The organism is Allohoeflea poritis, assembly GCF_027889715.1.
Lineage (GTDB): Bacteria > Pseudomonadota > Alphaproteobacteria > Rhizobiales > Rhizobiaceae > Hoeflea_A > Hoeflea_A poritis.
This window is the reverse complement of the sequence record NZ_JAPJZH010000003.1, coordinates 83,941-110,315: the sequence shown is the minus strand read 5'-3', so window position 1 is coordinate 110,315 and position 26,375 is coordinate 83,941. Positions and strand designations below refer to the sequence as shown.

The 26,375-nt window shown below is 60.3% G+C and carries 25 protein-coding genes; 15 read left to right on the top strand and 10 right to left on the bottom strand.

Features of this window, described 5'->3' with window-relative positions; all coding sequences use genetic code 11:
* Positions 1 to 50: 50 nt before the first annotated feature.
* A complete protein-coding gene (locus OOZ53_RS05840) occupies positions 51 to 1,049 on the bottom strand; it encodes a helix-turn-helix domain-containing protein (RefSeq protein WP_271088413.1) in 999 nt (332 codons plus the stop codon).
* Between the two features lie 113 nt (positions 1,050 to 1,162).
* Between OOZ53_RS05840 and OOZ53_RS05835 the strand changes: the two genes are divergently transcribed.
* Both OOZ53_RS05835 and ubiA read left to right on the top strand, forming a co-directional pair.
* Complete coding sequence (locus tag OOZ53_RS05835; protein ID WP_271088412.1) at positions 1,163 to 2,173, top strand: alpha/beta fold hydrolase; 1,011 nt, start codon at positions 1,163 to 1,165, stop codon at positions 2,171 to 2,173.
* Between the two features lie 128 nt (positions 2,174 to 2,301).
* Positions 2,302 to 3,261 (top strand): 4-hydroxybenzoate octaprenyltransferase, encoded by a 960-nt coding sequence (gene ubiA, locus OOZ53_RS05830; protein WP_271088411.1) that lies wholly within the window; start codon positions 2,302 to 2,304, stop codon positions 3,259 to 3,261.
* Positions 3,262 to 3,291: 30 nt separating this feature from the next.
* Here the strand turns inward: ubiA and OOZ53_RS05825 are convergent, their stop codons facing one another.
* A complete protein-coding gene (locus OOZ53_RS05825; RefSeq protein ID WP_271088410.1) occupies positions 3,292 to 3,624 on the bottom strand; it encodes an HPF/RaiA family ribosome-associated protein in 333 nt (110 codons plus the stop codon).
* Between the two features lie 224 nt (positions 3,625 to 3,848).
* Between OOZ53_RS05825 and OOZ53_RS05820 the strand changes: the two genes are divergently transcribed.
* The 3 genes from OOZ53_RS05820 (at position 3,849) to OOZ53_RS05810 (ending at position 6,714) form a co-directional block, all read left to right on the top strand.
* Positions 3,849 to 4,256, top strand: coding sequence for a DUF3775 domain-containing protein (locus OOZ53_RS05820; RefSeq protein ID WP_271088408.1), 408 nt, complete (start codon positions 3,849 to 3,851; stop codon positions 4,254 to 4,256).
* A 155-nt stretch (positions 4,257 to 4,411) separates the two neighbouring features.
* Positions 4,412 to 5,188, top strand: coding sequence for an ABC transporter ATP-binding protein (locus tag OOZ53_RS05815; RefSeq protein WP_271088406.1), 777 nt, complete (start codon positions 4,412 to 4,414; stop codon positions 5,186 to 5,188).
* Entirely contained in the window at positions 5,188 to 6,714 is a 1,527-nt protein-coding gene (locus OOZ53_RS05810; protein WP_271088405.1) for a permease, read from the top strand. The genes OOZ53_RS05815 and OOZ53_RS05810 overlap by 1 nt, the downstream gene beginning before the upstream one ends.
* A gap of 94 nt (positions 6,715 to 6,808) precedes the next feature.
* Here the strand turns inward: OOZ53_RS05810 and OOZ53_RS05805 are convergent, their stop codons facing one another.
* The 3 genes from OOZ53_RS05805 to OOZ53_RS05795 all read right to left on the bottom strand — a co-directional run bounded on the left by OOZ53_RS05805 (position 6,809) and on the right by OOZ53_RS05795 (position 9,969).
* A complete protein-coding gene (locus OOZ53_RS05805; RefSeq protein WP_271088404.1) occupies positions 6,809 to 7,375 on the bottom strand; it encodes a DUF6101 family protein in 567 nt (188 codons plus the stop codon).
* Between the two features lie 209 nt (positions 7,376 to 7,584).
* The gene (locus OOZ53_RS05800; protein ID WP_271088402.1) at positions 7,585 to 9,009 is read right to left on the bottom strand and encodes an FAD-binding oxidoreductase; all 1,425 of its coding nucleotides are present in this window, start codon (positions 9,007 to 9,009) and stop codon (positions 7,585 to 7,587) included.
* 189 nt (positions 9,010 to 9,198) lie between these two features.
* Positions 9,199 to 9,969, bottom strand: a complete 771-nt coding sequence (locus OOZ53_RS05795; RefSeq protein ID WP_271088401.1) for a nuclear transport factor 2 family protein — start codon at positions 9,967 to 9,969, stop codon at positions 9,199 to 9,201.
* A gap of 185 nt (positions 9,970 to 10,154) precedes the next feature.
* Here OOZ53_RS05795 and OOZ53_RS05790 point away from each other — a divergent pair, with 185 nt between their 5' ends.
* The gene (locus OOZ53_RS05790; protein ID WP_271088400.1) at positions 10,155 to 10,532 is read left to right on the top strand and encodes a winged helix-turn-helix transcriptional regulator; all 378 of its coding nucleotides are present in this window, start codon (positions 10,155 to 10,157) and stop codon (positions 10,530 to 10,532) included.
* Positions 10,533 to 10,659: 127 nt separating this feature from the next.
* Here OOZ53_RS05790 and OOZ53_RS05785 read toward each other — a convergent pair whose 3' ends face one another.
* The gene (locus OOZ53_RS05785; protein ID WP_271088399.1) at positions 10,660 to 11,553 is read right to left on the bottom strand and encodes a LysR family transcriptional regulator; all 894 of its coding nucleotides are present in this window, start codon (positions 11,551 to 11,553) and stop codon (positions 10,660 to 10,662) included.
* Between the two features lie 94 nt (positions 11,554 to 11,647).
* Here OOZ53_RS05785 and OOZ53_RS05780 point away from each other — a divergent pair, with 94 nt between their 5' ends.
* Positions 11,648 to 12,595 (top strand): DMT family transporter, encoded by a 948-nt coding sequence (locus OOZ53_RS05780; RefSeq protein WP_271088398.1) that lies wholly within the window; start codon positions 11,648 to 11,650, stop codon positions 12,593 to 12,595.
* A 162-nt stretch (positions 12,596 to 12,757) separates the two neighbouring features.
* Here OOZ53_RS05780 and OOZ53_RS05775 read toward each other — a convergent pair whose 3' ends face one another.
* Complete coding sequence (locus tag OOZ53_RS05775; protein WP_271088397.1) at positions 12,758 to 13,303, bottom strand: helix-turn-helix transcriptional regulator; 546 nt, start codon at positions 13,301 to 13,303, stop codon at positions 12,758 to 12,760.
* Between the two features lie 141 nt (positions 13,304 to 13,444).
* Here OOZ53_RS05775 and OOZ53_RS05770 point away from each other — a divergent pair, with 141 nt between their 5' ends.
* Entirely contained in the window at positions 13,445 to 14,962 is a 1,518-nt protein-coding gene (locus tag OOZ53_RS05770; protein ID WP_271088396.1) for a multicopper oxidase domain-containing protein, read from the top strand.
* 125 nt (positions 14,963 to 15,087) lie between these two features.
* Here the strand turns inward: OOZ53_RS05770 and OOZ53_RS05765 are convergent, their stop codons facing one another.
* Positions 15,088 to 15,432 carry an antibiotic biosynthesis monooxygenase family protein gene (locus tag OOZ53_RS05765; protein WP_271088395.1) on the bottom strand — a complete coding sequence of 115 codons (345 nt, stop codon included), beginning with the start codon at positions 15,430 to 15,432 and terminating at the stop codon, positions 15,088 to 15,090.
* 35 nt (positions 15,433 to 15,467) lie between these two features.
* Positions 15,468 to 16,259, bottom strand: a complete 792-nt coding sequence (locus OOZ53_RS05760) for a crotonase/enoyl-CoA hydratase family protein (protein ID WP_271088394.1) — start codon at positions 16,257 to 16,259, stop codon at positions 15,468 to 15,470.
* Between the two features lie 100 nt (positions 16,260 to 16,359).
* Here OOZ53_RS05760 and OOZ53_RS05755 point away from each other — a divergent pair, with 100 nt between their 5' ends.
* The 5 genes from OOZ53_RS05755 (at position 16,360) to OOZ53_RS05735 (ending at position 22,436) form a co-directional block, all read left to right on the top strand.
* On the top strand, positions 16,360 to 16,947 hold the full coding sequence (locus tag OOZ53_RS05755) for a TetR/AcrR family transcriptional regulator (RefSeq protein WP_271088393.1): 588 nt from the start codon (positions 16,360 to 16,362) through the stop codon (positions 16,945 to 16,947).
* A gap of 178 nt (positions 16,948 to 17,125) precedes the next feature.
* On the top strand, positions 17,126 to 18,919 hold the full coding sequence (locus tag OOZ53_RS05750; protein ID WP_271088392.1) for an FAD-dependent oxidoreductase: 1,794 nt from the start codon (positions 17,126 to 17,128) through the stop codon (positions 18,917 to 18,919).
* On the top strand, positions 18,916 to 20,796 hold the full coding sequence (locus OOZ53_RS05745) for a 2-oxoacid:acceptor oxidoreductase subunit alpha (RefSeq protein ID WP_271088391.1): 1,881 nt from the start codon (positions 18,916 to 18,918) through the stop codon (positions 20,794 to 20,796). The genes OOZ53_RS05750 and OOZ53_RS05745 overlap by 4 nt, the downstream gene beginning before the upstream one ends.
* Positions 20,796 to 21,845, top strand: coding sequence for a 2-oxoacid:ferredoxin oxidoreductase subunit beta (locus tag OOZ53_RS05740; protein ID WP_271088389.1), 1,050 nt, complete (start codon positions 20,796 to 20,798; stop codon positions 21,843 to 21,845). Before OOZ53_RS05745 ends, OOZ53_RS05740 begins: the two co-directional genes overlap by 1 nt.
* 225 nt (positions 21,846 to 22,070) lie before the next feature.
* A complete protein-coding gene (locus OOZ53_RS05735) occupies positions 22,071 to 22,436 on the top strand; it encodes a hypothetical protein (RefSeq protein WP_271088388.1) in 366 nt (121 codons plus the stop codon).
* A 173-nt stretch (positions 22,437 to 22,609) separates the two neighbouring features.
* Here OOZ53_RS05735 and OOZ53_RS05730 read toward each other — a convergent pair whose 3' ends face one another.
* A complete protein-coding gene (locus OOZ53_RS05730; RefSeq protein WP_271088385.1) occupies positions 22,610 to 23,581 on the bottom strand; it encodes an L-threonylcarbamoyladenylate synthase in 972 nt (323 codons plus the stop codon).
* 213 nt (positions 23,582 to 23,794) lie between these two features.
* On the opposite strand from OOZ53_RS05730, the gene OOZ53_RS05725 reads away from it, so the two are divergent.
* Positions 23,795 to 25,585, top strand: coding sequence for an acyl-CoA dehydrogenase family protein (locus OOZ53_RS05725; protein ID WP_271088383.1), 1,791 nt, complete (start codon positions 23,795 to 23,797; stop codon positions 25,583 to 25,585).
* Positions 25,586 to 25,599: 14 nt separating this feature from the next.
* The gene (locus OOZ53_RS05720; RefSeq protein WP_271088382.1) at positions 25,600 to 26,373 is read left to right on the top strand and encodes a crotonase/enoyl-CoA hydratase family protein; all 774 of its coding nucleotides are present in this window, start codon (positions 25,600 to 25,602) and stop codon (positions 26,371 to 26,373) included.
* The last annotated feature ends 2 nt before the right edge of the window (positions 26,374 to 26,375 follow it).

Sequence of the window (26,375 nt, the reverse complement as noted above, 5' to 3'; positions counted from 1 at the left end):
CCGTCAGACCGGCCAACGAGGTAGCATGCTGTGACGTGCGGTCAAGTGCTTCAATCGCGCGCGGACTTGCGCTGGCGCGGCCGCCCGGCGTGCCTGGCAAGTTCCGTGCGGTTACGCGCGCCAAGCTTGCGCAGGCTGTTTCCGACATGGGTCCTGACAGTCCAGAAAGCGATGCCGAGTTCGTTTGATATCTCACGGTCGGTTAGGCCCTCGGCAACTAGGGCGGTAACCTGTTCTTCTCGCATCGTCAGACCCGGCTGCCGCAAGCCCTCGTTTCCGGACCTCGGGATGACGGTGCAAAGGATGGCGCAGTCCGAGTGAACAGGGACGTTGCGCCAGCCGATTCGCAACTCGAAACGCGGGAAGGAGGCCGTGTTCTTCTTGCCGCGGACGGTAGCCAGTACGGCATTCTTGAACGCGCTTTCGCTGAGGTCGTTCTGATGTGCGATCCAGTCGATGAGTGCCGGCGAGCAGATGTACCGCTGAAGATCGGCGGACATGGCGACCGCGAGCAGTCCATGTCCGCTCACAGCCTGCTCCAGATCATCGCCATAGGGCATTGTGCTGTATGCATTTTTGAGCATCGGGTGCAGCGCACTCAGGAGATGTTTTTCCCTGCGCCCGAATTCAAAGGATGCCGACTTTCGCCACACCCGGAAGTCGCCGATGATCCGGCCGTCCTCGAACAGGTACTGGTCGAGCCCGTGCGAGACGCCGTGGGGCTGGAGGAAATCGCAATAATATTCGCTGCGTTCCAGCCGCCGGCGCGAGATGACCTCGTAGGTGGACGTCGCTTCGCGGCGCGTGCGGATATGCTTCGAGATCGGATCGCAATGCTGGTAATAGGCTTCGAACTCCCACGACATGCGCTGGTCGCGATTGTAGCAGAGCGGCTTTTCGAAGACCCCTTTCTCCGGGTTCCACTGGGTCTGGCCGAGAAAGTCGGCGCGGAACAGCGAAATCAGCCGTTCCGACAGCTCACGGCGCGCCAGGATCGGCCTTTGATCCGGCTGCGCGAGCGCATGGGCCACATGCGCGAGATCCTTCATGTCCTGCGAGTTCAGTATCGGCGCATCCTCCCATGGCCGGTCCCTATTTATAGCGATTGCCGCCGTTCGGATAAAGCGCCTAGCCTTGCCGCCACAATTTTGGGAGGTATCGAATGAAACGCATGACAACGTTGCTGGCAGCCGCGGCGGCGGCGCTGACCCTGGCAATGCCGGCCAGCTCCGAACAATTGGCGGGACTTGTCCCGTCAACGGTGACATCGCCTGATGGCGTGTCGATCGCCGTCGTGGAAAGCGGGGAGACGACAGGCCCGGCCGTTCTCTTCGTGCACGGCTTTTCGCAAAGCGCCGCGGCCTGGCGAAAACAGATGCTGGGCGATCTTGCAAAGACCCATCACCTGATTGCATTCGATCTTCGCGGCCACGGCTACTCGGCAAAGCCGGAAGATCCGAAGCACTATGTGAGCAGCAAATTGTGGGCCGACGACATCGCCGCCGTCATTGCCGAAAAGGGGCTGGACGATGTCGTGCTGGTCGGCTGGTCCTATGGCGGATTGCCTGTTCTCGACTATGTTGCCGAGCATGGCGAGGGTAAACTGGCGGGCCTTGTATTCGTCGCCACAGGGTACAATCTCGACCTGCGTCCGCCGGATGCCGGCGGACCGGAACTGGTGCTGGGGCCGGGCGTGATCGAGAATACCGGGCCGATGGCCGGCATTCCCGCAGGGCCGCCCGATGCCGATCTCGACGGTTGTGCCGCCGCCGGCACCTGCGGCGCCTATGGCCGCCAACTCGCGGGAACGAAGCGCTTTCTGGAAATGGTTCCGGGGTCGCCGATGTCAGAAGCCGCCATGGCCGAGGCGCTGGCCTACAATCTGCAGACGCCGCCCTATGTGCGGCGCGCCATGGTAATTGACCGGTTCGTCACTGGCGGTCCGCTCGATCACGCGCCGACGCTTGGGACGATCAAGGTGCCGGCGCTGCTGCTGCATGGCGCGAAGGACCAGCACGTTCTTCCGCGCTCGACGGAAATCATGCAGGAACTGATCGAAGCGGGCGGCGGCACGACGCAGCGTATTGTCCTGGAGGGCATCGGTCACGCACCGTTCCTGGAGGATCCGGCCCGGTTCGACAGTGCGTTGAAAGCCTTTGTTTCTGGGCTTTAGGGCGGATATCGCAGTCCAGATGCGCGGCCGCCTTTGGCGGCCGTCTTGCCTTTTGGGGATCGGCTTTGCCTTTCCGGGCCGCCGCGACGGGCTTGACTTTTTGCTCGTCGTGCTGGCACCAAATCCGCATGCAGGACCTGTCGACAGAGACCGGCCGTGTCGCGGACGCACCGTCTGACAATCTGGCCTACCGGCTGCTGCCGCCGTGGCTGTGGCCCTATGCCCAGCTGGCCCGCTGGGACCGCCCGATCGGCTGGCAGTTGCTGTTGTGGCCATGCTGGTGGTCGACCATGCTGGCCGCCAACGCGCAGACGCTGTCAGGGCCGCTTCAGCCGGGGCTGGTGATCGGCCATCTGCTGCTTTTCCTCATCGGCGCTGTCGCCATGCGCGGTGCGGGCTGCACCTATAACGACCTTGTCGATCACGATATCGACATGCAGGTGGCACGCACGCGCTCGCGCCCGCTGCCGTCCGGTCGCGTGACCCGCATGCAGGCCAAGGTCTTCATGGTCGTGCAGGCGTTTGTCGGTCTCGTCGTGCTGCTACAGTTCAACCTGTTTGCCATCGTGCTCGGCATCTGCTCGCTGGCGGTGGTGGCCATCTATCCCTTTGCCAAGCGGTTCACCGACTGGCCGCAATTCTTTCTCGGTCTGGCCTTTTCCTGGGGCGCGCTGATGGGCTGGGCAGGGGCCTTCGGCAGCCTCGGAACGGCGCCGGTGGCGCTCTATGTCGGCGCGGTGCTCTGGACGATCGGCTACGATACGCTTTACGCCCATCAGGACAAGGAAGATGATGCGCTCATCGGCGTGCGTTCAACGGCGCGGCTGTTCGGGGATCGCACCAAGGCGTGGCTGACCGGCATCTACGCGGCGTCGATCTTCTTCATTGCCCTGTCCATATGGCTGGCCGGCGCATCTTGGCCGGCCTACGCGGGGCTTGCCGTCGCCGGACTGATGCTCGCATGGCAGATCGCCGTCGTCGATATCGATGACGGCGACCAGTGCCTGGCGCTGTTCAAGTCCAACAACCGGGTCGGCCTGGCAATTTTCCTCGGACTTTGCGCCGGGGTTGGCGTCAATCTGATCTAGACGACGTCGTTACCGACGTTGCGTGTTCCTCTACGCGGAAGCAGCTCTTTTCCCGAAATGGTCCTCGAGTTGCCGATGGGCCGCGTTGAAGGCATCGCGGACCGCCACATAGACATCCTCATGGGCGTGATTCTTGCCGGGCTCCCGGTTGACGATGATTTCGCGGCCGGGCACACCCACGTCGATACGCACGTCGAAGATCTTGCCCTTGCGGCTGTGCCGGTGCGGCGCCGAGATCGCGACGCGGCAGGACACGATGCGTTTGTGATACTCCTCCAGCTTTTCGATGCGCTCCATGACGCGGGCTTCCACCGCCGGTGAATGATCCATGCCATGAAAACTGATTTTCGGCTGAACTTGCATATTCCTGTACTCCGCATTTCAAAGCTGTTGCCGGCGATCCTGCGCGCTCGCGCAGCCGGCTGCTTTGATTTGGATCAAGACCATCCGCGCCCGTCATCAGCTGCAGGAAACAGATAGTCGATTTGACCCATCTCAAATCTGCCGCCCTCAATTTCATGTAGTTTTTCTGAAAGGCACCGCAAGCGTGCGGGCCGTCCGATTGCCCTCGCATGGAGGATTGCAAAATGCTGGAAATTTCCACGGAAAAGGTTTGCTTCACGATTATCAAGGCCCGTGCATTCGACGTGAAGGATGCCGTCACCGATCCCGACCCGGGATCGAATGCCTCTGACGATGCAATGTACGCGGTGCTTGAGAGCCATCGCGACGACCCGGTCGAAGAAGAACTGACCTCGTTCATTTCATCGCTCACTGTCGATGAGCAGATCGATCTCGTGGCGCTTGCCTGGCTTGGACGCGACGACGATTACGACCGCAATGACTGGGACGATATTCGCGCCCAGGCGACGGACGCGAGTAACGATCGCACGGCGCAATATCTGCTCGGAATGCCCATGCTTGCCGATTATCTCGAGGAAGGGCTTTCCGAGCTCGGGCTTTCCTGCGACGAGTTCGAATTCAGCCATCTGTAGCACTTGCGCCTGCGGAACCTGTCTGGCTGTTGCCGGCTGATGCCTCGGATTTGAAACGCGCCGTTTACCTGGTCTCAACGCGCTTGCGCTAATTCTCAAACGCGGACCGGCGGTGCAATCCCGCGCCGGCCGGCCCAGGTGGTTCGGGAAAACGCATGACTGTCCAGCAGCCAGACGCGCCGGCTTTGTCCATAGCCGGTCTCCACAAGAGTTTCGACAAGCCTGCCGTTTGCGGGCTCGACCTGAGCGTTGCCGGCGGCGAGTTCTATGCGCTGCTCGGCCCGAACGGGGCCGGCAAGACGACGACGTTGCGCATGGTCGCGGGCCTGCTGCCGCCCGATTCCGGTTCCATCTCCATTTACGGCATCGACGCCCTGTTCAATGCCGTGGAAGCCAAGCGTGTCGTCGCCTGGGTCTCCGACGAGCCGATGATCTACGACAAGCTGTCTCCTTACGAATATCTCGAATTCGTCGCCGGGCTCTGGAGTGTCGATCCGCGCATTGCCGAGGCGCGCAGCGCCGAACTGCTCGAACTTCTGGGGCTTGCGCCCCATGCCCATGAGCGTTGCGGAGGATTTTCCAAGGGCATGCGCCAGAAGGTGGCGCTTGCCGGCGCGCTGGTGCACGAGCCGCGGCTGATCATCCTTGACGAGCCGCTCACCGGGCTCGATGCCGGCTCCGCCCGCCAGGTCAAGAGCGTGTTGCAGGAGCGGGTCGCCGGCGGTGTCACCGTCATCATGACCACCCATATTCTGGAAGTCGCGGAGCGCATGGCCCGCCGCATCGGCGTGATCGATCGCGGCCGGCTGATTGCGGAAGGAACGCTGGAGGAACTGCGCACCAGATCGGGCCGTGACGGCTCGAACCTCGAGGAGATCTTTCTCGACTTGGTTGCCGAGGGCGGTCAGGAAGCCGGCGAGGCGGCCGCGTAATGTCCAGCGCCTCGCTCGCCTGGTTCGCGCGCCACGAGATCGGCCTTTTCTGGCGTGACTGGACGGCTCTTGTCCTGCGCGGAAAGCCGCGCCGCAAGATTTTTGTCGGCCTTGCGCTGGCGGGTTTCCTCATCGGCATGCATGTCGTCGCCTGGTTCACGGTGACCGATACGGTCAATCTTGCAGAGACCGATCCGCGTGCGGTCTTCATCTTCGTTTCGGGCTGTGCGCTGGTTTCGCTGAGCCTGATGGTGTCGCAGTCGCTCGAAATGGTGACCCGTGCATTCTACGCGCGTGCCGACCTCGATCTCATTCTGACGTCGCCCGCGCCATCGGCGCGTATCTTCATCGTGCGTTTCTGCGCGGTGGCATTGATGAGCGTTGTCATGTCGGCCGCCCTCGTCGCGCCGTTCTTCAACGTCATGGCGGTGCTGGAAAGCCCGGTCTGGCTGCTCGGCTATTTTGCGCTGCTGTCCATGTCAGCCATCGCGACGGCGATTGCCCTCATTGTCGCCGTTGTCCTGTTCCGCACGGTCGGACCCCGGCGCACCCGCTTTATCGCCCAGATCATTGCCGCAGTTATCGGTGCCGGCTTCGCGATCGCCATGCAGCTCGTCGCCATCGTCTATTTCGGCAATCTGTCGCGCCTCAGCGTCCTGACCTCGCCGGAACTGACCGTCAGCCTTCCCGGTCCCGCTTCGCCCATCTGGATACCGGCGCGCGCAATGCTGGGCGATGCTTTGGCGGTGCTGGCCTTCTGTGTCGCAGGCTTCGGCATTCTGGGCCTGTCGATCTGGGCCTATTCCTCGCGCTTCGCGGCGCTTGCGCTCTCGACGGTTGGCGTCAGCGAACACAACACGGTCAATGCGCGGCGGCCGGCGCGGTTCCGCGCCGGGACGGTTCGCCGTACGCTGCGGCGAAAGGAACTGGTGCTGCTGGCGCGCGATCCATGGCTGTTGTCGCAGACACTCATGCAGATGCTGTATCTGCTGGTGCCGGCCTTCCTGCTTTGGCGCAATTACGGATCGGATATCGGCGCCGTCATCGTCGTCGTGCCCGTCGTCGTGATGGCATCGGGCCAGCTCGCGGGCGGGCTCGCTTGGCTGACCCTTTGCGGCGAGGATGCGCCGGATCTCGTGGAGACCGCGCCGATGTCCTCCAATGTCGCCCTGCAGGCCAAGATCGAGGCGGTGCTCATCGCCGTGGGCCTTGCCGTTGCGCCGATTGTCCTGTTCCTCGGCCTTGTCGATTTGCACGCCGCGCTGATCACCGCCATCTGCCTTGTCCTGTCGGCCTCCGCTGCCACCGCGATGCAGGTCTGGTTCCGTGCCCAGGCGAAGCGAAGCCACTTTCGCCACCGCCATGCCTCCTCGAAGATCGCGACACTGGCCGAAGCGTTTTCATCCATCAGCTGGGCGGGAACGGCCGCGCTTGCCGCGCTCGGCAACGGGCTGGCTGCCGTGTCCGCCCTGATGGCGGTTGGCGTCCTTGTCTTCGTCTGGACGATCCGGCCGCGCGAAGCCTGACGGCGGAAAGCCGCAATCGACCGCAAAACAAAGCCGCGACCGCACGGGCTGTGCGATCGCGGCTCATTTGTTTGAAAGTTGATGTCCGGCCGTTCTAGCGGCGAGCGATGATTTCCTCACCCTTGATCGCCATGCGCACGCCCAGCGTACCGGTGCTGCGGCGCATCAGGAAGCGCGGCCGGCGGCCGGACAGCGCGGCATGACGCCTGCGCGGCTTTGTATCTTTCTTCTTGATCGGCCCGAGCTGATCGTCCAGCGGGCTGGCCGTCCCATCCGCATCGATCATCAGCATCGGCAATTTGTAGATCTCCGACCAAGTGTGCCAGTCGGCGGCAATGTCGTCGAGATCATGCGCGACCAGCAGCGGCACGCACAGATCGTTGTCCTGGTGATGCAGTTCCAGGGTCACGGTCACCGTGCCGTCGCCGTGATCCATGGCGCGCGCGGCAATGCCCTTGAAGGCCCGCGCCGGCAAGGCGATGGAAAGCGGCAGGCCGCTTTGCGGCAGCGTCCGGCGCAACACCGCGCCGCGCTTGTCCAGCGTGAATGTGACCCCGTCCGTATCCTGCCGCGACGCATAGGTGACCTGCTGCGGAAAACGTGCCGGGTCCAGTCGCAATTCGTCTCCGGCCCAGGCCGGTTTGCGCAATGTGTTCGTCATAATTGCCTCTGTCTCTTCTGAGAGCCGGATCAATCCGGTGCGGGACTTTTGTCCTCTTGCAATCAGCAACTTACGCGAATTCCCTTCGACCCGGCTTAATATCTACGGTTAAGAAAATGCTGCTTTCGCAAATGGTTAGCGAATTCAAACAGGCGATAATCTTTTTTTAATCGGGACGGTTTCGGCCGGCTGCCGTGCGGCGGAACCGGTCAGTCGGGCAGGGCGACCACCTTGCCCGGATTCATGATCCCCGCCGGGTCGAAGGCCGCCTTGATGCGCCGCATCAGGTCGATCTCGATCGGTTCGCGGATTGCCGCCAGCCGGTCGCGCTTCATCTGCCCGATGCCGTGTTCGGCCGAGATCGACCCTCCGAGTTCGAGGGCAATGTCGTAGACCAGCGCGTTGATCTCGAAGCGCCGCGCGAGATAGGCCTCGGGGTCTGCGCCTTCCGGCTGCGAGATATTGTAGTGGATATTGCCGTCGCCCATATGGCCGAAGGCGAAGAGCCGCGCATCCGGCATGGCGGCGCGCACCGCGGCGTCGGCCCTGGCCATGAAGTGCGGGATCTCGGCCACCGGCACCGAGACGTCGTGCTTGATCGACGCGCCCTCGTGTTTCTGCGATTCCGACATGGTTTCGCGCAGGCGCCAGAATTCCGCGCGCTGCGTGTCCGACTGGGCGATGACCGCATCGCCGATCAGCCCCCCGGAAAGTGCGTCTTCCAGCACCGCCTGCATCATGGCATCGGCTGCGTCCTGCGACTGCCCGGACGAGATGTCGATAAGCACGTACCAGGGGTATTTGCCGGTCAACGGGTCGCGGTTTCCGGGAATATGCGCGACGGTGAACTCCACGCCGATGCGCGGCATCAGCTCGAAGCCGGTGAGGGCGCCGCCACAATGCCGCTCCGCCAGTTTCAGCACCTTCAGCGCCGTTTCGGGACTGTCGAGCCCGGCAATCGCCACCTGATGGCCTTCCGGGACCGGGAACAGCTTCAGCACCGCCGCGGTGATGACACCGAGCGTTCCTTCCGCGCCGATGAAGAGGTCGCGCAGATCGTAGCCCGTATTGTCCTTCTTCAGCCGGCGCAGCCCGTTCCAGATCTCGCCGGTCGGCAGCACGGCCTCGAGACCGAGGCAGAGCTGCCGCGTATTGCCATAGGCGAGCACCGCCGTGCCGCCGGCATTGGTCGAAAGATTCCCGCCGATCTCGCAACTGCCCTGCGAGCCGAGCGACAGCGGAAACATGCGCTGAACTTCGCTGGCGGCCTTGTGAACATCCTCCAGAACACAGCCGGCTTCCACCGTCATGGTGTTGCCGGTCGGATCGACCGCGCGGATTTTGTTGAGGCGCGAGACGGACAGGATAATCTGGTTTTGCGTTCCCTGAAGCGGGACCTGGCCGCCCACATGGCCGGTATTGCCCGCTTGCGGCACGATCGCCGTGCCGGTCTCGGTGGCAAGTCTCAGGATCTGCGACACCTCTTCGACCGATCCGGGCTTCAGCACCATCGGTGTCTTGTCGTGATAGAGTCCGCGCGGCTCAACAAGGTACGGGGCGGCGTCATCCGCGCTGCGCAGCGCGTTCTTTGCGCCGACGATGGCGGCGAACCGGTCAAGAATGTCTTTCGTCATGCGCCATTAATAGCCGCCGCGCTTGCGCCGGTCTATCGGGCCGGCTGTATATGGGGCACCGGATTCCTGATTGCGGCGTCGTCGAACGATGGTCTGTAGCTCTTCCGGTATACTAATCCCAAGCCCGTCGATGTCTGATCGCACAACGGGCAGGCTTTCGGTCGCTGCCCATCGTGCATTTCTGAGATGTCAGAACTTGCCGTTGTCGTGCGCCATTTCCGACGGGATCGGCGAAACCACATCCCAGTGCTCGACGATTTTGCCGTCTTCCACCCGCCAGAGATCGAAGAAAGCCCATGGCTCGCCACCCATGATCGCGTCGGATGCGACGAAAACGAAGTTCCCCTCGGCGACGGCGAATTGCGGTTCGAATTTGGTGATGACCTGTCCTTGTGCAGCAAAGGTCTCGATTGCGGCCATCAACCCGGCCAGCCCGTCGTCGATCATCGGATTGTGCTGCATGTAAACGGCCGGGTCCATGTATTTGGTGACATTTTCCGGTGCCGCACCACCGAGGACATCACGGACAAAACCGACAACGAGCGCCTTGTTTTCTCCAGTACGATCGAGATCCGTGATTTCCGTCGGTCCATCCGTCATGCCGCGCCCGGACACAGTGGTTTCGGGTATGGGTTGGAGATTGTCCCAGTGCTCGACCACCTGTCCGTCTTCGACCCGAAAAACATCGAAGGCCGCCAGCGAGGGAGCGCCAAAGGCATCGGCGTTTTCATAGGTGTTGTGCAGCACCACCAAATTGCCTTCCGTGATGACCCGGTGCGTCGTGACCGTCATGCCGGATTGCTCGACAAGCGGGATAAGGCCGATCAGCCCTTCAACGCCGGTGGGAACCTGTGGATTGTGCTGGATATAGGCGGGGGCCGCCAGTTGTCGCACAGCCTCCGGATCGTGATCGACAAAGGCCGCCATGAAGAGCGCGAGGACAAGTTCTTTGGGTGTCATGGAATGTCTCCTGAATTAAAAATCGCATACGCAGATAAAAGGTATGTAAAACGCACCAAGTTTCAATTACGCACTTAAAGGGAACATGGTTGTGTAGAGCATACCGCGATTGAATTCAGGCACTTGCCATCGGTCGACATGGTACTAATATGGATGCTGGTATCCATTATGCACCGGAGGTCGCCATGTTGCCGGTTGGCGTGGCAAGCAAAGCCGAAGCTTCGAACTGCTCAATCCGCTCCGTACTCTCGAATGTCACGGGCAAATGGCGGATGATCATCGTTCTGGCGCTGGAAGACGAACCCAAACGATTTGGACAGATCAAACGTTGTATCGGTGATGTGACACAACGCGTTTTGACAGAAAACCTGCGCGGTCTTCAGCGTGACGGATACCTGACCCGAACGGTCGATCCGGGGCCGCCGGTAGCGGTCACCTATGAGCTGACACCGCTTGGCCGCAGCCTGTTGGAGATGCTGAAGCCGCTTGTCTACTGGTCACATGAGCACATGGATCAGGTGCGGTCGGCGCGCCTGGAATACGAACGAACGCAGGTAAGCTGACCTGATATCAGCCTGAATTCCCGGCGGGTTATGCAATCGGTCTTCTGAAGCCGCAAGCTGTGGTGACGTTGCCCCCGCCGCGCCAGGCGCCGGTGGAAGAGGCCGAGAATAGGCGATGCTTTACGGACTAACCGCCAATCGCGAAGTGATCGATGAACGCCCGCAGCCGCGCCATGTTTTTCAGCTGTCTCGGAAAGTACAGGTAGAAGCGGGGACGCGAGGGCGTATAGTCGCGCAGAACTTCGATCAAATCGCCAGCTTCAATCTGCGCTGCAACGCCATCCCGGAGCGACCAGCCAATTCCAAAGCCCTGAGCTGCCGCGTCCACAACCAGCCTGAGATCGTTGAACACGAGCCGCCCTGAAACATCGACGCGGGTTTCCGTCCCGTCGACATCGAACAGCCAGGGCGCGATCTGCCCCGCGGAGATCTGGCGGTATCTGATGCACTCATGTTTCAGCAGGTCGGCGGGCTCCTTTGGGACGCCATGCCTTTCCAGGTAATCCCTGCTTGCCACGAAGGCGCAGTCGAGCGGTTTGGTCAAAGCGACCGCGATCATCTCGTCTGCAAGGTAATCTCCCAGACGGATCCCGGCGTGAAAACCGCTTGTGACAATGTCCGCCAGTTCCTCGTCGATGGACAGGTCGAGTTCGATGTCGGGAAAGCGATCCTGAAAGGCGGCGATACGCGGTGCAAGCGCCAATTGCCATGCCCGATAGGGCAGGGTGATCCGCAACTGCCCGGATGTGGAGCGCGCCACGCGCCGCGTCGCATCCAGTGCGGCATCGATTTCGTCCATGAGGTGATGCGTCCGCTCGTAAAGCGCCCGGCCTGCGTCGGTGAGCAACACTGATCGTGTGTTGCGCACGAAAAGGGCGCTGCCGAGGATCTCTTCGAAAGCCTTGAGCTTCTGGGACACGGCAGACGGGTTCACGCCCAGATCGCGGCCCGCTGCGCGCAGGGTGCCATTATCCGCAATCGCCAGGAACGTTCTCAGGCCGCTCAGATCCGCACGGTTCATTATGTCATTTCTCTAATCATTCTATTTAGATTATAGTAGATAGGCACACAATCAATACCCGGTATCCTGCGGTCTCCTCATCGAAAGACCGCAGATGACCGACCCTCGCAAAGAAACGCGCGCCGTCCTGACCGGGATCGTAACGATCCTTCTCACAGTGTTCGCAATGGCGCTGACCGACGCCTTCGTCAAATTCTCCAGCGCCGACATGACGCTGTGGCAGATTTATGTGTGCAGGTCCGCCATTGCGCTTCCGTTGCTCCTATTGCTTGGCAGAGGCGGAGTGTTGCCGAAGGCCATTGGCTGGGTGGCCCTTCGCAGCCTCGCGCTGGTCGCCATGTATCTCGCGATCTATGCGGCGATCCCGTTGCTTGATCTCTCCGTCATTGCCGCGTCGCTCTATACCGGGCCATTGTTTATCGTCCTGCTGTCCGCGGTCTTTCTGCATGAGCGGGTCGCGCCACAGCAATGGCTTGCGGTCGCGCTGGGTTTCGTCGGCGTTCTGTTCGTGGTGCGGCCGAATGGAGCCGATTTCACGGCCCTGTCGCTGATCCCGATCATCGCCGCGCTTCTCTATGCGCTGGTAGCGGTTCTGACGCGGGCAAAATGCGCCGATGAGACACCGGCCTCGTTGGCCGCCGGCCTGAACGTCGGGCTCATTGCGTTCGGAGGCGCTGCCAGCCTTTGGTTTTGGGTCTCGCCGTCGGACCATGCCGAGACCTATCCATTCCTGTTCGGCACGTGGTCGTCTTTCGGTGCCGGGACGATCGGTATCCTGTGTGTGATGGCGGTTCTGATCGTTGGGGTCAGCATTGGCCTGGCCAGGGCCTATCAATCGCCGCGCCCGCAGATAATCGCGACTTTTGACTATGCCTATCTGATCTTTGCCGCATTCTGGGGCTTCGTGTTCTTCCGCGAAGTGCCGGACGTCTGGACCGTCGCCGGTATCGCACTCATTATCGCTGCGGGCGTTCTGGTTCTCGTCCGGCGGCCAGATGCGCAAGCATCCAGGCTGGACAAACTGCCGGACACTGGAACCTGAGGACGCCGCCGTCCGGCAAGGGTCGCTGCCTGTTCGATGGGAACCCCCAGCCTGTTCGGCCGGTGCCGCGCTTCAAGAAGTTGATCAAGTTGGCTGCCGTCTTGCTCCAGCACCGGTGAGGGGGCGAGAATGAGCGCTTTTGAGCCCAAAGCGTACAAGAGGTCAGGTGCTCACTTGATGATCGAACTGTGGGCCCAGCAGATCATCGAAAAACCATGCCGCAAGTTCGGTCCGACTTCCGACGCCTGCCTTCTGATACACGCTTGATGCTTGCTGGCGTACGGTCTTTTCCCTCGTTTCCCTCAGTTTTGCGATCTCCCGAAACGACAATCCCTTCAGCAACATTAGTACGACATCCTGTTCACTTGCCGTCAGGCGCCATGCATCAAACTGCTGCTGCATCACCGCACGGTACTGGCGTGCGATAATCTGTGATTGAGTATCGAAGCGTGCCAACTGGCCACGGGCCATTTCCAGTTGCCCACGCAGATCAGCGAGTGCCCGCTGCTGTGCCAGGTAATCGCGAACAAACACCAAAAGGACAACTCCGCTGAAGATGAGCCGAAGCAGGTCGTCCGCCATCGAATCCAGGGTCTCTCCTGCGGCAAACTCCAAAACAACCTCGATGCCGCTGGTGCCGAAAACGAAGAGCACAAAGACCGCAAACAGAGTGCGTTGGAAAGAAGCCTGTCCAATCGTGTCGATCATGGTCTGTTCCTATTGGCTTCCCGCACTCGAGTGTTCGATGCGGGACGGCATCGCCAAGATATTGACCTTATGCCGCACATGAATAGACGCACATCCGACATTTGTCCGATAGCGCGTTTGATGCCGATCAGATAGCCAAAGTTGTTCTTTTTTTGGTTTCGGCTTGAGGAAAAAATGTCGATTAAACTCACCCGCAGGCAGTTTGCTGCCGGCAGTGTTGCCCTTCTCTCCTGCGGCTCTTTCAACAGGGCGTGGGGGAAAACTGCAAATACCAAACTGCCGATACCGCCGCTTTTGGATGGAACCGCTGCAGAACCGATAGACCTGCAGATCCGCGCCGGTCAGTGGTCCTTTATGCCGGGCATCAAAACGCCCACTCTTGGATTTAGCCAGGACTATCTGGGACCAACCATTCGGACACGCCAGAACAGTGAACTCAATTTGAACTATGAAAACACCCTGGATGAAGGTGTGGCGATTCACGGTCATGGTCTGCATGTTCCGGGTGCGGTGGATGGCGGACCACAGCTTGAGATCGCGCCGGGTGGCAGGTGGCAACCGACCTTGCCCATCGTACAGCCGGCCGCAACTTGCTGGTATCACTCCCATACCCATGGCAGGACGAGCCATCAGGTCTATCATGGGTTGGCGGGCATGATCATCATTGATGACGATTTGAGCCGGGCAACCGATCTGCCTTCCCGATATGGTGTTGACGACCTGCCGGTCATTGTTCAGGATCGGACCTTTGATGAACGTGGCCGGTTGGTTTACTCGCTGAGCGATGCGGGCGAGGATGGCTGGTATGGCGAGACTGTTGTTGTCAACGGCGCAATGTCACCCGTTGCCCATGTTCCCGCGGGAAAGGTTCGGCTCAGGTTACTCAATGGGGCAAATGCCCGTTTTTACATTGTTGCTTTTGCTGACAACAGGTCCTTTCACAAAATAGCCGGCGATGGCGGTTTCCTGGAAGCGCCGGTACAGATGACGAGCATGGAAATGGCGCCGGGCGAACGGTGCGAGATCATTGTCGATCTTGAAGACGGCGCTCCGGCAGAACTTCTCACCCTGTTCGAAGATGAGTTCGAGGGTGAGGGGCCTGTCGGCGATTTGCTGAAGCTTTTATCTCGAAACAGAAGGCCTGCGCCGTCGCTCATTCTCCGCGTTGACACATCACTTCCTGCCAACACCGCTCCGCTGCCGGAAAAACTCGCAGCCATCGCGCGGCCCCTCCAGTCGGAGATTGTGCGAACGCGTGATTTTGTGCTCGACATGGATGATGGTGGGAGCGGCACACATGACTCCACGGGCAGCCATGCGATGATGGACATGACCATAAATGGCGCAGCGATGGACATGAACGTCATCAATGAGCGGGTCAAACGAGGCGTCTGGGAACGTTGGCGTATTCGCTCCAATCAAGGCGAACATCCGTTTCATGTACACGGGTGTTCATTCCTGATCGAAAAAATTGCGGGCGAGGCACCGCCGCCGGATCAACAGGGTTGGAAGGATACGGTGGTTTTGGATGACGACGGATGGTCAGAAATAGTCGTTCAGTTCAATCACCTTGCGACCGATCAGTACCCTTACATGTATCACTGCCATATTCTCGAGCACGAAGATCGTGGGATGATGGGGCAGTTTACCGTCAGCTGATATGGCGGCTGAATCGCCGTTGGAGCGGATGCCTCGGCGGCAACATTGTCCGCATAGCCGACTTCGAAGGTGAATTCCATGCAAGGGAATAAACTGCTCTGCGGCCCGCCTGTTTTATGGGAGCCTCACCCATGCGCCTTGACGCTGTCGGCGGGCGCCTCGGCGCGACCGGTCATGCTGTAGTCGCGTATCACTTCCGCCACACGCATGTGATAATCGTCGAAGATCGACTTTCGGCTTCCGTCCTGAATCCGTCGATGTTCGACAACGTTTCGCCACGCCGCAACAGCCGCTTCATCGCGCCAGAACGAAAGGGCCACGAATTTGCCCGGTTCGACCACGCTTTCGAAGCGTTCGATCGAGATGAAGCCGTCAAATCCTTCGACAAGGGACATCATGCGTTGCCCCATCTCCAGATAGGCCTGCCCCTTGTCGGGTTTCGGCCAGGATTCGAATATGACAACAATCATGACGATGGTTCCTTTCAGTCGCCGGTCACCACAGTCTAGCAGCCTGTGTAATTGGGTTCACGTCTTGCGATCCATGCATCGAGACCTTCCACCGCATCGTGGGTGGCTGCCATTCGGGCGAACTGTTCGCGCTCGATCTGAAGGCCTTCGGCAATCGTGGTGTTGATGCCCCTTGTCACGGCGCTGATGATCCGCGAAGCCGCAAGGGGCGAGTGCGCAATGATACGCTTCGCCAGGTCAAAGGCCGATGAAAGCAATCGGTCATGCGGCACGACTTTGTTGACCAGTCCCAATTCGCAAGCCCGTTGCGCAGAGAAGGTCTCCCCGGTCAAAAGAAGCTCAAGCGCTCTTTTTCGGCCGGCCAGACGGGGCAGCCTTTGCGTTCCGCCGAATGTCGGCGGAATGCCGATATTGATCTCGGGTTTGGCAAAGAGTGCCTTCTCGCTGGCCACGGCCAGGTGCACGGCTTCCGTGATCTCGCATCCGCCGCCAAAGGCGATGCCGTTCACGGCGGCAATGATCGGCTTGGGGAAGGATTCCAGCCGCGCCGTCATGGTCTGGCCGCGCCTGCAGAATTCCGTCACGGCAATGTCGACGCCATTCTTGATGCTTTGCGTGAATTCGTGAATATCTCCGCCTGCAGAGAATGCCCTGTCTCCGGCACCGGTAAGGATCACCGCCCGGACGCTCTGGTCGTTTTCGATGCCGTCCAGCAGTTCGAGCAACCGGTCGTTCGTCGCATAGTTAAGGGCATTCAGCTTTGCCGGCCGGTTTAGTGTAAGCAGCGCGATTGCGTCGTTTTTTTCGAAGTTCACAATGTCGGACATGCGGGCCTCCAAACTGCGTTGAAAACGTAATTTCCACTCTGCTTGGAAAACAATAGGCGCATTGTGGACATGTGTATACTCACTGGTTAGTATACATACCATGCCAGAAGAAAACTCTTCCGCCAAAGACCGCATTCTCGATGCGGCGAACCGCCTGTTTTACGCAGAGGGCATTCGCGCCGTCAGCGTGGATGCGATCGCGTCCCAGGCCGGGATCACCAAGAAGACGCTCTACTATCACTTCAGGAGCAAGGACGACCTGATCGAGGCTTATCTGGCGTCCCGTGATCAACCCAATCTCGCTCTGTTCAAATCGTGGTTCGACGGGACGGCGGGTGCTCTCGAAGACAAGGTCGAGGCCATTTTCCTGAACCTGGCAAATTCGGCCCGTCATCCGAAATGGAAAGGCTGCGGGTTCCTGAGAACGGCCGCCGAGCTCGCCAACATGCCGGGCCATCCGGCAATGAAGGTTGGCGCCGCGCACAAGCGGAAATTCGAGGAGTGGCTCTCGGAGATTTTTCGCCGCGAAAATGTTGCATCTCCGCACGAGACGGCAAGGCACATTGTCCTTTTGATGGATGGCGCATTTTCAACCGTTTTGGTCCACCGCGATCCCGAATATATCGAAGCGGCGGGGCGCGCCGCACGGGCGATTGTCTCACGGGCCGCACATCACGTTTCCTCATGAACCGGCCCGGTATTTGCACCTGATGCGTGTGCCGCGCGGGCCGCGAGCCGTGCGTTTTCAAGAATCTCGAATTAACAAAACTTTCCGGAACTGGCGATGTAACCTTTACACGGGCCTTCTCACCACGTTTTAATTTAACCGGCCAAGTGCATTGGACTTGATTGGAAGGGAAAAGGACGTGCAAGCCACCGACACGACGGACCCGGAATATTTCCACAAGGTCGTCGACTGCCAGTATGCCTGCCCGGCGCACACGCCGGTGCCCGCCTATATTCGCCTGATCGCTCAGCAACGCTACACGGACGCCTATCTGATCAACTGGGAAAGCAATGTTTTTCCCGGCGTGCTTGGACGCACTTGCGACCGGCCGTGTGAGCCCGCCTGCCGGCGCGGCCGCGTCGAAGAGGAGCCCGTGGCGATCTGCCGGCTGAAACGCGTTGCCGCCGATTTCAAGGACGAAGTCGCGGACATGCTTCCCAAGGCGGGCCCTCCCAACGGAAAGAAGATCGCGTTGATCGGGGCGGGCCCGGCTTCCTTGACCGTGGCGCGCGATCTCGCGCCGCTCGGCTACGAGCTGCATCTCTATGACGAGCAGGCCAAGGGCGGCGGCTTCATGCGCAGCCAGATACCGTCGTTCCGGCTGCCCGAAGACGTGCTCGACGAGGAGATCGGCTACATCCTCAACATGGGCATCAGGACCGTGTTCGACACCTATGTCGACAGCATGGCCGAGATGCTGACCAAGGGATATGACGCCATATTTGTCGGTTCCGGCGCCCCGAAGGGACGCGACCTGCCCAAACTGCCCGGCCGCAAGGAGGCTGATGAAAATATTCACATCGGCATCAACTGGCTGGCCAATGTCGCCTTCGAGCACACCAAGAAGATCGGCAAGCGCGTGATCGTGCTCGGCGGCGGGAACACCGCCATGGATTGCTGCCGCACGTCCCGCCGCCTCGGCGGGGAGGACGTCAAGGTCATCGTCCGCAGCCCCTTTGCGGATATGAAGGCATCGCCCTGGGAAAAGGAAGATGCCATGCATGAGGGCATTCCGATCATCGACAATCACGTGCCGCGTGAATTCGTCGTCGAAAAGGGCAAGCTCGTTGGCATGACCTTCGAGAAGGTTGAAGCGGTCTATCACCCCGATGGGCGCCGTGAACTGACGCCGACCGGCGAAGACCCGGAGTTCGTGCCCTGTGACGACGTGCTGGTCGCCATCGGACAGGAAAATGCCTTTCCCTGGATCGAAAAGGAGACGGGTATCCGCTTCACAAGCTGGGGAACGCCGATCATCAACGATGATGAAACGTTCCAGTCCACGCGCAAGGAGGTGTTTTTCGGCGGAGACTCGGCCTTCGGACCGTCGAATATCATCACCGCCGTCGCGCATGGGCACAAGGCAGCGGTGTCGATCGACCTTTATTGTCGAGGCAAGGATATCTCCAAACGGCCACCGCCCGACGTGACCCTCGTCGGACAGAAAATGGGCATTCATGAATGGAGCTACGATTCCATCCCGATCGCCGATGAGCGCAAGATCGTTCCGCTGGAAGATCTCAAGAAATCACTCAGCGACCGAATGGTCGAGGTCGAACTGGGCTTTGATGCCGAGGCCGCCTTCATCGAGGCGGAGCGCTGCCTGAATTGCGATGCGCAGACGGTGTTCACAGATGTCGAGTGCATCGAATGCGATGCCTGCACGGATATCTGCCCGACGAGCTGCATTACATTCACCCACAACGCGCCGGAAGACGAACTGCGCGCCAAGCTCCTGGTTCCTGCCGAAAACAGGGAGCAGGATCTTTACGTCTCGGGCCCGCTGCGCACCGGCCGCGTGATGATCAAGGACGAAGATGTCTGTCTGCATTGTGGCCTGTGCGCGGAGCGGTGTCCGACGGCCGCCTGGGACATGCAGATGTTCCTCTACAACGTGACAAAGGCGACGCCCAACCTGGTGGATATCAAATGAAGCAGATCAAGGGCGTCAACGATTTCGTGGTCAAGTTCGCCAATGTGAACGGCACCGGTTCGGCTTCGGCCAACCACCTGTTCGCCAAGGCGATCTTTCGCATGGGCGTTCCCGTCAGCCCGCGCAATATCTTTCCGTCCAACATCCAGGGCCTTCCGACCTGGTATGAGGTCAGAGTCAGCTCCAAGGGCTATCTGGGCCGTCGCGGCGGCGTCGACCTGATGCTGTGCGTCAATCCGCAAACGATGGAAGACGACGTCGCCAGCGTCGAGCCCGGCGGTTACTTCGTCTACGATTCCACACGGCCGCTGGCGCCGCATCTCAAACGCGACGACATCAGCTATTTCGGCGTCCCGCTGACGGAAATGTGCATGCGCGAATTCAAGGTCGCGCGCCTGCAGCAGCTTTTGAAGAACGTCGTTTATGTGGGTGCAATGGCGGCGCTCCTGGACATCAATTTCTCGATCCTCAAGGATCTTCTGAGCGACCAGTTCAAGGGCAAGGAAAAGCTGATCATGCCCAATGTGCACGCGCTCGAGATGGGCTATCAGTTCGCCCAGGACCATTTCAAATGTCCGCTGCCGATCCGTCTGGATCCGAGCATCAACGAAGCGCCGCATATACGCGAAAGCCAGCACATCCTGATGAACGGGAACACCGCCGCCGCCCTTGGCGCAATTTACGGCGGTGCAACCGTTGCCGCATGGTATCCGATAACCCCGTCGACATCCGTGGTCGATGCCTTCTCCAAATATGCGGAACGCATGCGCATCGATCCGGGCACCGGCAAGCGGAACTTCGCGATCCTGCAGGCCGAGGATGAACTGGCGGCAATGGGCATTGTCGTCGGCGCCAGTTGGAATGGCGCGCGGGCCTTCACCGCCACCTCGGGACCCGGCCTGTCGCTGATGAGCGAGTTCCTGGGCCTTGCCTATTTCGCGGAAGTCCCGGTGGTGCTCATCGACGTCCAGAGGTCCGGGCCGTCGACCGGCATGCCGACCCGCAGCCAGCAGTCGGACATTCTCGCCGCCGCCTATGCCAGCCATGGCGACACGAAACATGTGCTGCTCTTTCCGGCGACGCCGCGCGAATGCTTCGACATGACCGTCCAGGCGTTCGATCTTGCGGAGCAGTTGCAGACGCCGGTGATCATGATGTCGGACCTTGATCTCGGCATGAATGACTGGATGTCTCCGCCGCTTGAGTGGGACGACGATTATGAAATGAACCGCGGGAAGGTCCTGAACGCGAAGGCGCTGGAAGAGGCGGAGAGCTGGGGCCGCTATCTCGACGTGGATGGCGACGGGATCTGCTACCGCACATTGCCCGGCACCCATCCGGACAAGGGCGCTTTCTTCACCAGGGGCTCCTCAAAGAACGAAATGGCGGTCTATTCGGAAAAGGGCGAGGACTATGTCCGGAACGTCGACCGGCTCTTGCGCAAGTTCGAGACCGCCAAATCCTATGTCCCGGTTCCCAAGGTCCATGATCCGATCCCGGTCAAGAAGCCGAAGACCAAACTGAAACTCGGCGCGCTCTTCTTCGGCACCTCGGCTTCGCCATCATATGAAGCGGTCGAGATACTGGCCGCCGAGGGATACCCCATCGATGTCATGCGCATTCGCGCCTTTCCGTTTCACCAAAGCCTCGACATGTTCGTTCATGAGCACGACATCGTCTTCGTGATTGAGCAAAATCGCGACGGCCAGATGCGCCAGCTCATCATGAACGAATGCCATATCGCGCCTGACAAACTGACGTCGGTCCTGAACTACTCGGGAACGCCCATCACTGCACGCACGATCGCCGACCAGATCCGTCAGGCGCTCAAGACCACCAGCGCCGAAGTCGTCGCGCTGCATCCGGAGACCACGTAATGTCCTATTACAAGCCGAAATTCCGTCACCCGAGTCTGCCGGAGAACGAGCTGGGCTACACGGTTGCCGATTATGATGGCGCGGTCTCGACGCTTTGCGCGGGATGCGGTCATGACAGCATTTCGGCGGCAATCCGAAACGCCTGTTTTTTGTCCGCGATACCGCCCCACCGCATCGCCAAACTGTCCGGCATCGGCTGTTCTTCCAAGACGCCCACATACTTTCTGGGCAGGAGCCACGGATTCAATTCCGTGCACGGGCGCATGCCGTCCGTCGCGACAGGCGCCAGCGTCGCCAACCGGGACCTCATCTATCTTGGCATATCGGGCGACGGCGACACCGCATCCATCGGGATGGGCCAGTTCGTCCACCTGATCCGGCGCAACGTCAACATGACCTATATCGTGGCCAATAATGGCTGTTACGGATTGACCAAGGGACAGGACAGCGCGACCGCCGATCTTGGATCGGTCGGCAAATCCGGGGTGAAGAACCAGTTTGACGGCATCGATCTTGCCAGTCTCGCCGTCTTGCAAGGGGCGAGTTTCGTCGCGCGCAGCTTTTCCGGCGACAAGGAGCAGCTGGAGCCGCTGATCCGCGCCGCCATGGCGCATAAGGGCTTTGCGTTCATCGATGTCGTATCGCCTTGCGTGACCTTCGCGAACAATGTCGGTTCCACGAAAAGCTATGCCGCCACGCGCGATAATCTTGAGGTGATGCCGCTGGATTTCGTGCCGATGCGCGAAGAGATCCGCACGCAATACAAGGAGGGATCGAGCCAGGCGGTGACATTGCATGACGGTTCGATCATCCATCTGCACAAGGCGAGCAAGGACTACAAGGCCGACAGCCGCGAAAGCGCTCTGATCGCGCTTCAGTCGGCCAATGAAACCGGAAAGGTTCTGACCGGGCTTCTCTATATCGACCCGAACTCGCAGGACCTCAACCACACCCTGGAACTTGCCCCCAAGCCGCTGAACAGCCTGGGCAAGGACGAGCTGTGCCCCGGCAGCCGTGTTCTCAACAGCATCAATGAGGGATTGCGGTAGGCATTACGGAATTAAAGACCAACGCTGTAAGCAAATCCGCTTCTGCTTGCAGATCGTCAATTGATGCCAGACCCGAAAAGTAGGAGTTGGTTGGCCTGTCTGCTCGGAGACGCGAAAAACATAGTAACGCTGCTTTGGTTCTATAAATGAACTCCGGAGGCAAAAGCCATCGTCGTGCGAAGACTAGCATTGGTAATCTCCTGTACGGTGCTGTCTGGATGCATCGTGCCGCTGCCTCACATCACATACATTGCTCCCTTGATTGTCGGTACGGTCAAGGACGGAGACAAGGTACTGGCGGATGTGGAAGTGGAGTTGGCCGCATTTCGCGGAGATACAAAATGGGCGAAATCTGATGAATCGGGAGCTTTCCAGATTGGGCCAATAGCACATACGGAATTATTCGTAATGCTTGGCGCAGACCATTTCAGCAATTACACATTGTACATCAAATACGAAGGTAAAAAATATAAGGGTTCATCAGGGCCATTCGGACATGAACCGATTTATTTGGAATGCGATATTTCCAAACGAGAAAGTATTGAAAGCCCGCAGGGGTTGTGTGAACTGATGGCCGACAATTTTCAATAAACTCGTTGGTTTTCGGTTTCAATCAGCTGCCAGCGCACCATTTCTGAAGTCGATTGTGTTTGCCTATCGCCGTTGGCGTCTTCAAAATTCAAGCGGGTACCGGATTATCCGCGTAACATCGCTCACCATCATCGCTCTATCCGACTTCTGCCCGGCATCGGCGTTTCATTTTACTAAACTCGCGGCGCCGCTGCCCGTTCCAGCCGGTCGTTGATCGCTTCTCCGAGCCCTTCTTTCGGGATCGGTGCGACGACGATTTGATTCCGGGCGGCCGTGTCGGCGCGCTTCATGAAGTCGAACAGATTGGCCGCCGCCTCGCGCAGATTTCCGGAAGGCGACAGGTCGAGCACGATCGATGCATGCTCGTCGCCGGGGATGGCTTTGCCGGCAAAGGTGATGACCGCGTCGCCCGCCGCCGCCGTCTGCGCATTGATGCGCAGATGCGCGCCGGGCGCATAGTGCGAGCGCAGCATGCCGGGCGCTTCGATGGCCGGTGCGGCTTCTGTCGACCGCGTGAGGCGCATGCCGCTGGCCGCCTCGATTTCCGCTGCCGCAAGACCGCCGGGCCGCAGGAGTTCGATCCCGGTCTTTGTCGGCTTCACAATGGTCGACTCAAGCCCGATCGCCGCCGGACCGCCATCGAGGATCAGCCGCACCCTGTTGCCGAGATCGGCCGCGACATGATCCGCCGTGGTGGAACTCACCTTGCCGGACGTGTTGGCGCTGGGCGCCGCGAGCGGTCTGTCGAATTCGGCGATCAGACCTTGCGCAAAACCCGTCGGGACCCTGACCGCAAGCGTATCGAGGCCGGCGCAGGCCAGCGGATGAATGGCGGCGTCCGCTTTCAGCGGCAATACGAGCGTCAGCGGGCCTGGCCAGAAGGTTTCGGCAAGGCGTTCCGCCATCGCATTGAACTCCACATAGCGCCGGGCCATGGCGATGCCGCTCATGTGGCAGATAAGCGGGTTGAAGCGCGGCCGGCCCTTGGCCTCGAATATGCGCGCCACCGCTTCTCCGTTGGTGGCATCGGCGGCAAGGCCGTAGACGGTCTCCGTCGGCAGGGCGACGAGGCCGCCCTCCGACAGGATCCCGCACGCATCCTTGCGCGCGCGGTCCTCGTTCTGTGCGATGCTCAGTATGGTCATATCTGCACCCGTTCGCTGCGCAGATAGCAGGCTTCAGACCGGTGCTCAACGGGGCAGGGGACTATGCGTCGGAGATTGTTCAACCTTGCTGAATTTAATTGACGTTTACGTAAAAATCACCTTAAAGGTCACTGGAGGTCTGTTCAGGATGGACAGGGCCGCTGAAGCCTGCTGTTTTGGCATCGGCAAATTTCCAAAGAAGGATCGAGCGACATGTACCGCGCACCCGTAGAGGATATCGCATTTACCCTCAAACACGTCGCCGGCCTGCAGGCGGCGATCGATGCCGGACATCTGGGCGATCTGACGGACGATCTTGTCGACGCCATCCTGAACGAGGCCGGGCGCTTTGCCTCCGAAGAGGTGGCGCCGTTGGCGCAAGAGGGTGAAAAGGGAACGCCCCTCAAGGACGGGGTGGTGACGACGCCGCCCGGATGGGCCGGGCTCTACCGCAACTGGATTGACGGCGGCTGGAACAGCCTGACGGGCACGCCCGATTATGGCGGGCAGGGCCTGCCGACCATGCTTTCCGTCGCCACCAGCGAGATGTGGAATTCCAGTTCCATGGCCTTCAGCCTGTGCTCTCTATTGACCATGGGTGCCGTGGAGGCCGTCGAGGCGCATGCCGACGAGACACTGAAGCAGATTTACCTTGAGAAACTGATTTCCGGCGAGTGGACCGGAACCATGAACCTGACCGAACCGCATGCCGGCTCCGATCTTGGCGTTCTGAAGACACGTGCTGAGCCGGTCGGCGACGGTTCCTACCGCATCTTCGGCCAGAAGATTTTCATCACCTATGGCGAGCACGATTTCGCCGACAACATCATCCATCTGGTGCTGGCGCGCCTGCCCGACGCGCCGCCCGGAACGAGGGGCATTTCCCTGTTTCTGGTGCCGAAATTCCTGGTCAACGCGGATGGAAGCCTCGGTGCGCGCAACGATTTGATCTGTCACAGCGTCGAGCACAAGCTCGGCATACACGGTTCGCCGACATGCACGATGATCTATGGCGACGGCAAGTTCGGCGATGAACCCGGCGCGCTCGGCTGGCTGATCGGTGAGGAAAACCGCGGCCTTGCCTGCATGTTCACCATGATGAACAACGCCCGCCTGAATGTCGGCATTCAAGGCGTTGCCGTTGCGGAGGCGGCCTATCAGAAGGCGCTGGAATACGCCAATGAGCGCACCCAGGGCAAGGCGCCCGGCTGGCAGGGCGAGGGCATGAGCCCCATCATCGAACACCCGGATATCCAGCGCGATCTGCTCACCATGAAATCCTTGGCGCAGGCCTCGCGCGCCATTGCCTTCAGCTGCGCCCATGCAATCGACATGGCTGACAGCGCGGAGGGACGCGGCGATGCCGACGCCGCCAAATTCTGGCGCGAGCGCGCCAATCTGCTGACGCCCATCGCCAAGGCATTTTCCACTGATATCGGCGTCGATGCGGCCTCCATCGGTGTCCAGGTGCATGGCGGCATGGGCTTTATCGAGGAGACGGGGGCCGCGCGGCTGCTGCGCGACTCGCGCATTGCACCCATCTATGAAGGCACCAACGGCATTCAGGCCATCGATCTCGTGACCCGTAAACTGCCGCAGTCTGGCGGCGAGCACGTCAAGGGCTATATCGGCGAACTCCGGGAGATCACCGCCGAGGTGGGCCGCAAGAACAATCCCGATTTCGGCATGACGGCGGACAAGCTCGACGAAGCACTGGCCGATCTGGAAACGGCGACGGACTGGCTGCTACAGGCGCTGCAGGACGGTCGCATACAGGAGGCGCTCGCCGGCGCGACGCCCTATCAGCGCCTGTTCGGCCTGACATCCGGTGCGGTTTATCTCGCCAAGGGCGCGCTGGTCGAAACCGGTGACGCGCTTGAGAACGGACGCATCGCGCTTTGCCGTTTCTGCGCCGAGAACCTGCTCGGAGAGACATCTGCGCTCCGCAATGCCGTTACACAAGGCGCGCAGAGCCTCATTCAAGCACGCAGTGCGCTGGGCTAACGAGGGAGAACATCGTGAGCGAACATATCATCGTCGAGCGGCCTTCGGAGCATGGCGGCGCAGTCCAGGTCATGCGTTTCAACCGGCCGGACAAGAAGAACGCCATCACCCAGGACATGTACCGGATCATGGTCGAGGCGATGCGGGCCGGCGACGCCGATGACGATGTGCGCGTCCATGTCTTCCTCGGCTCGGAAGGCTGCTTCACGGCCGGCAACGACATGCAGGACTTCCTGTCCTATGCCATCAATGGCCGCCTCGGCGAGGGCCATGTCGGCCAGTTCCTCAAGGCGCTGGCCACGGTCAGGAAGCCGATGATCTCCGGTGTCGACGGTCTTGCGATCGGTATCGGCACGACCATGCACTTCCATTGCGATCTGACATTTGCGACGCCGCGTTCGGAGTTTCGCACGCCCTTCGTCGATCTGGCCCTTCTGCCGGAAGCCGGCTCCAGCCTGCTCGGACCGGACGTGATGGGCTATCAGCGCGCCTTCGCCATGCTTGCCGCCGGCACGGGGTTTTCCGCCGAAGAGGCACGCGAAGCCGGCCTGATCTACCAGGTCGTCGGCGAAGAGGCGCTGGAAAGCGTCACTCTCGCGGCGGCAGCCAATATCGCGTCCAAGCCGCCGCAGGCCATGCAGCTCGCCCGCGACCTTCTGCGCCGTGGCGACCGTTCGGCCATTGTCGCCCGAATCGAGGAGGAATCGGCACTGTTCGGCGAGCGGCTTTCCTCGCCGGAAGCGCGGGCGGCCTTCGAAGCCTTCATGGCGCGGAAAAAAAGCGCTTAGGG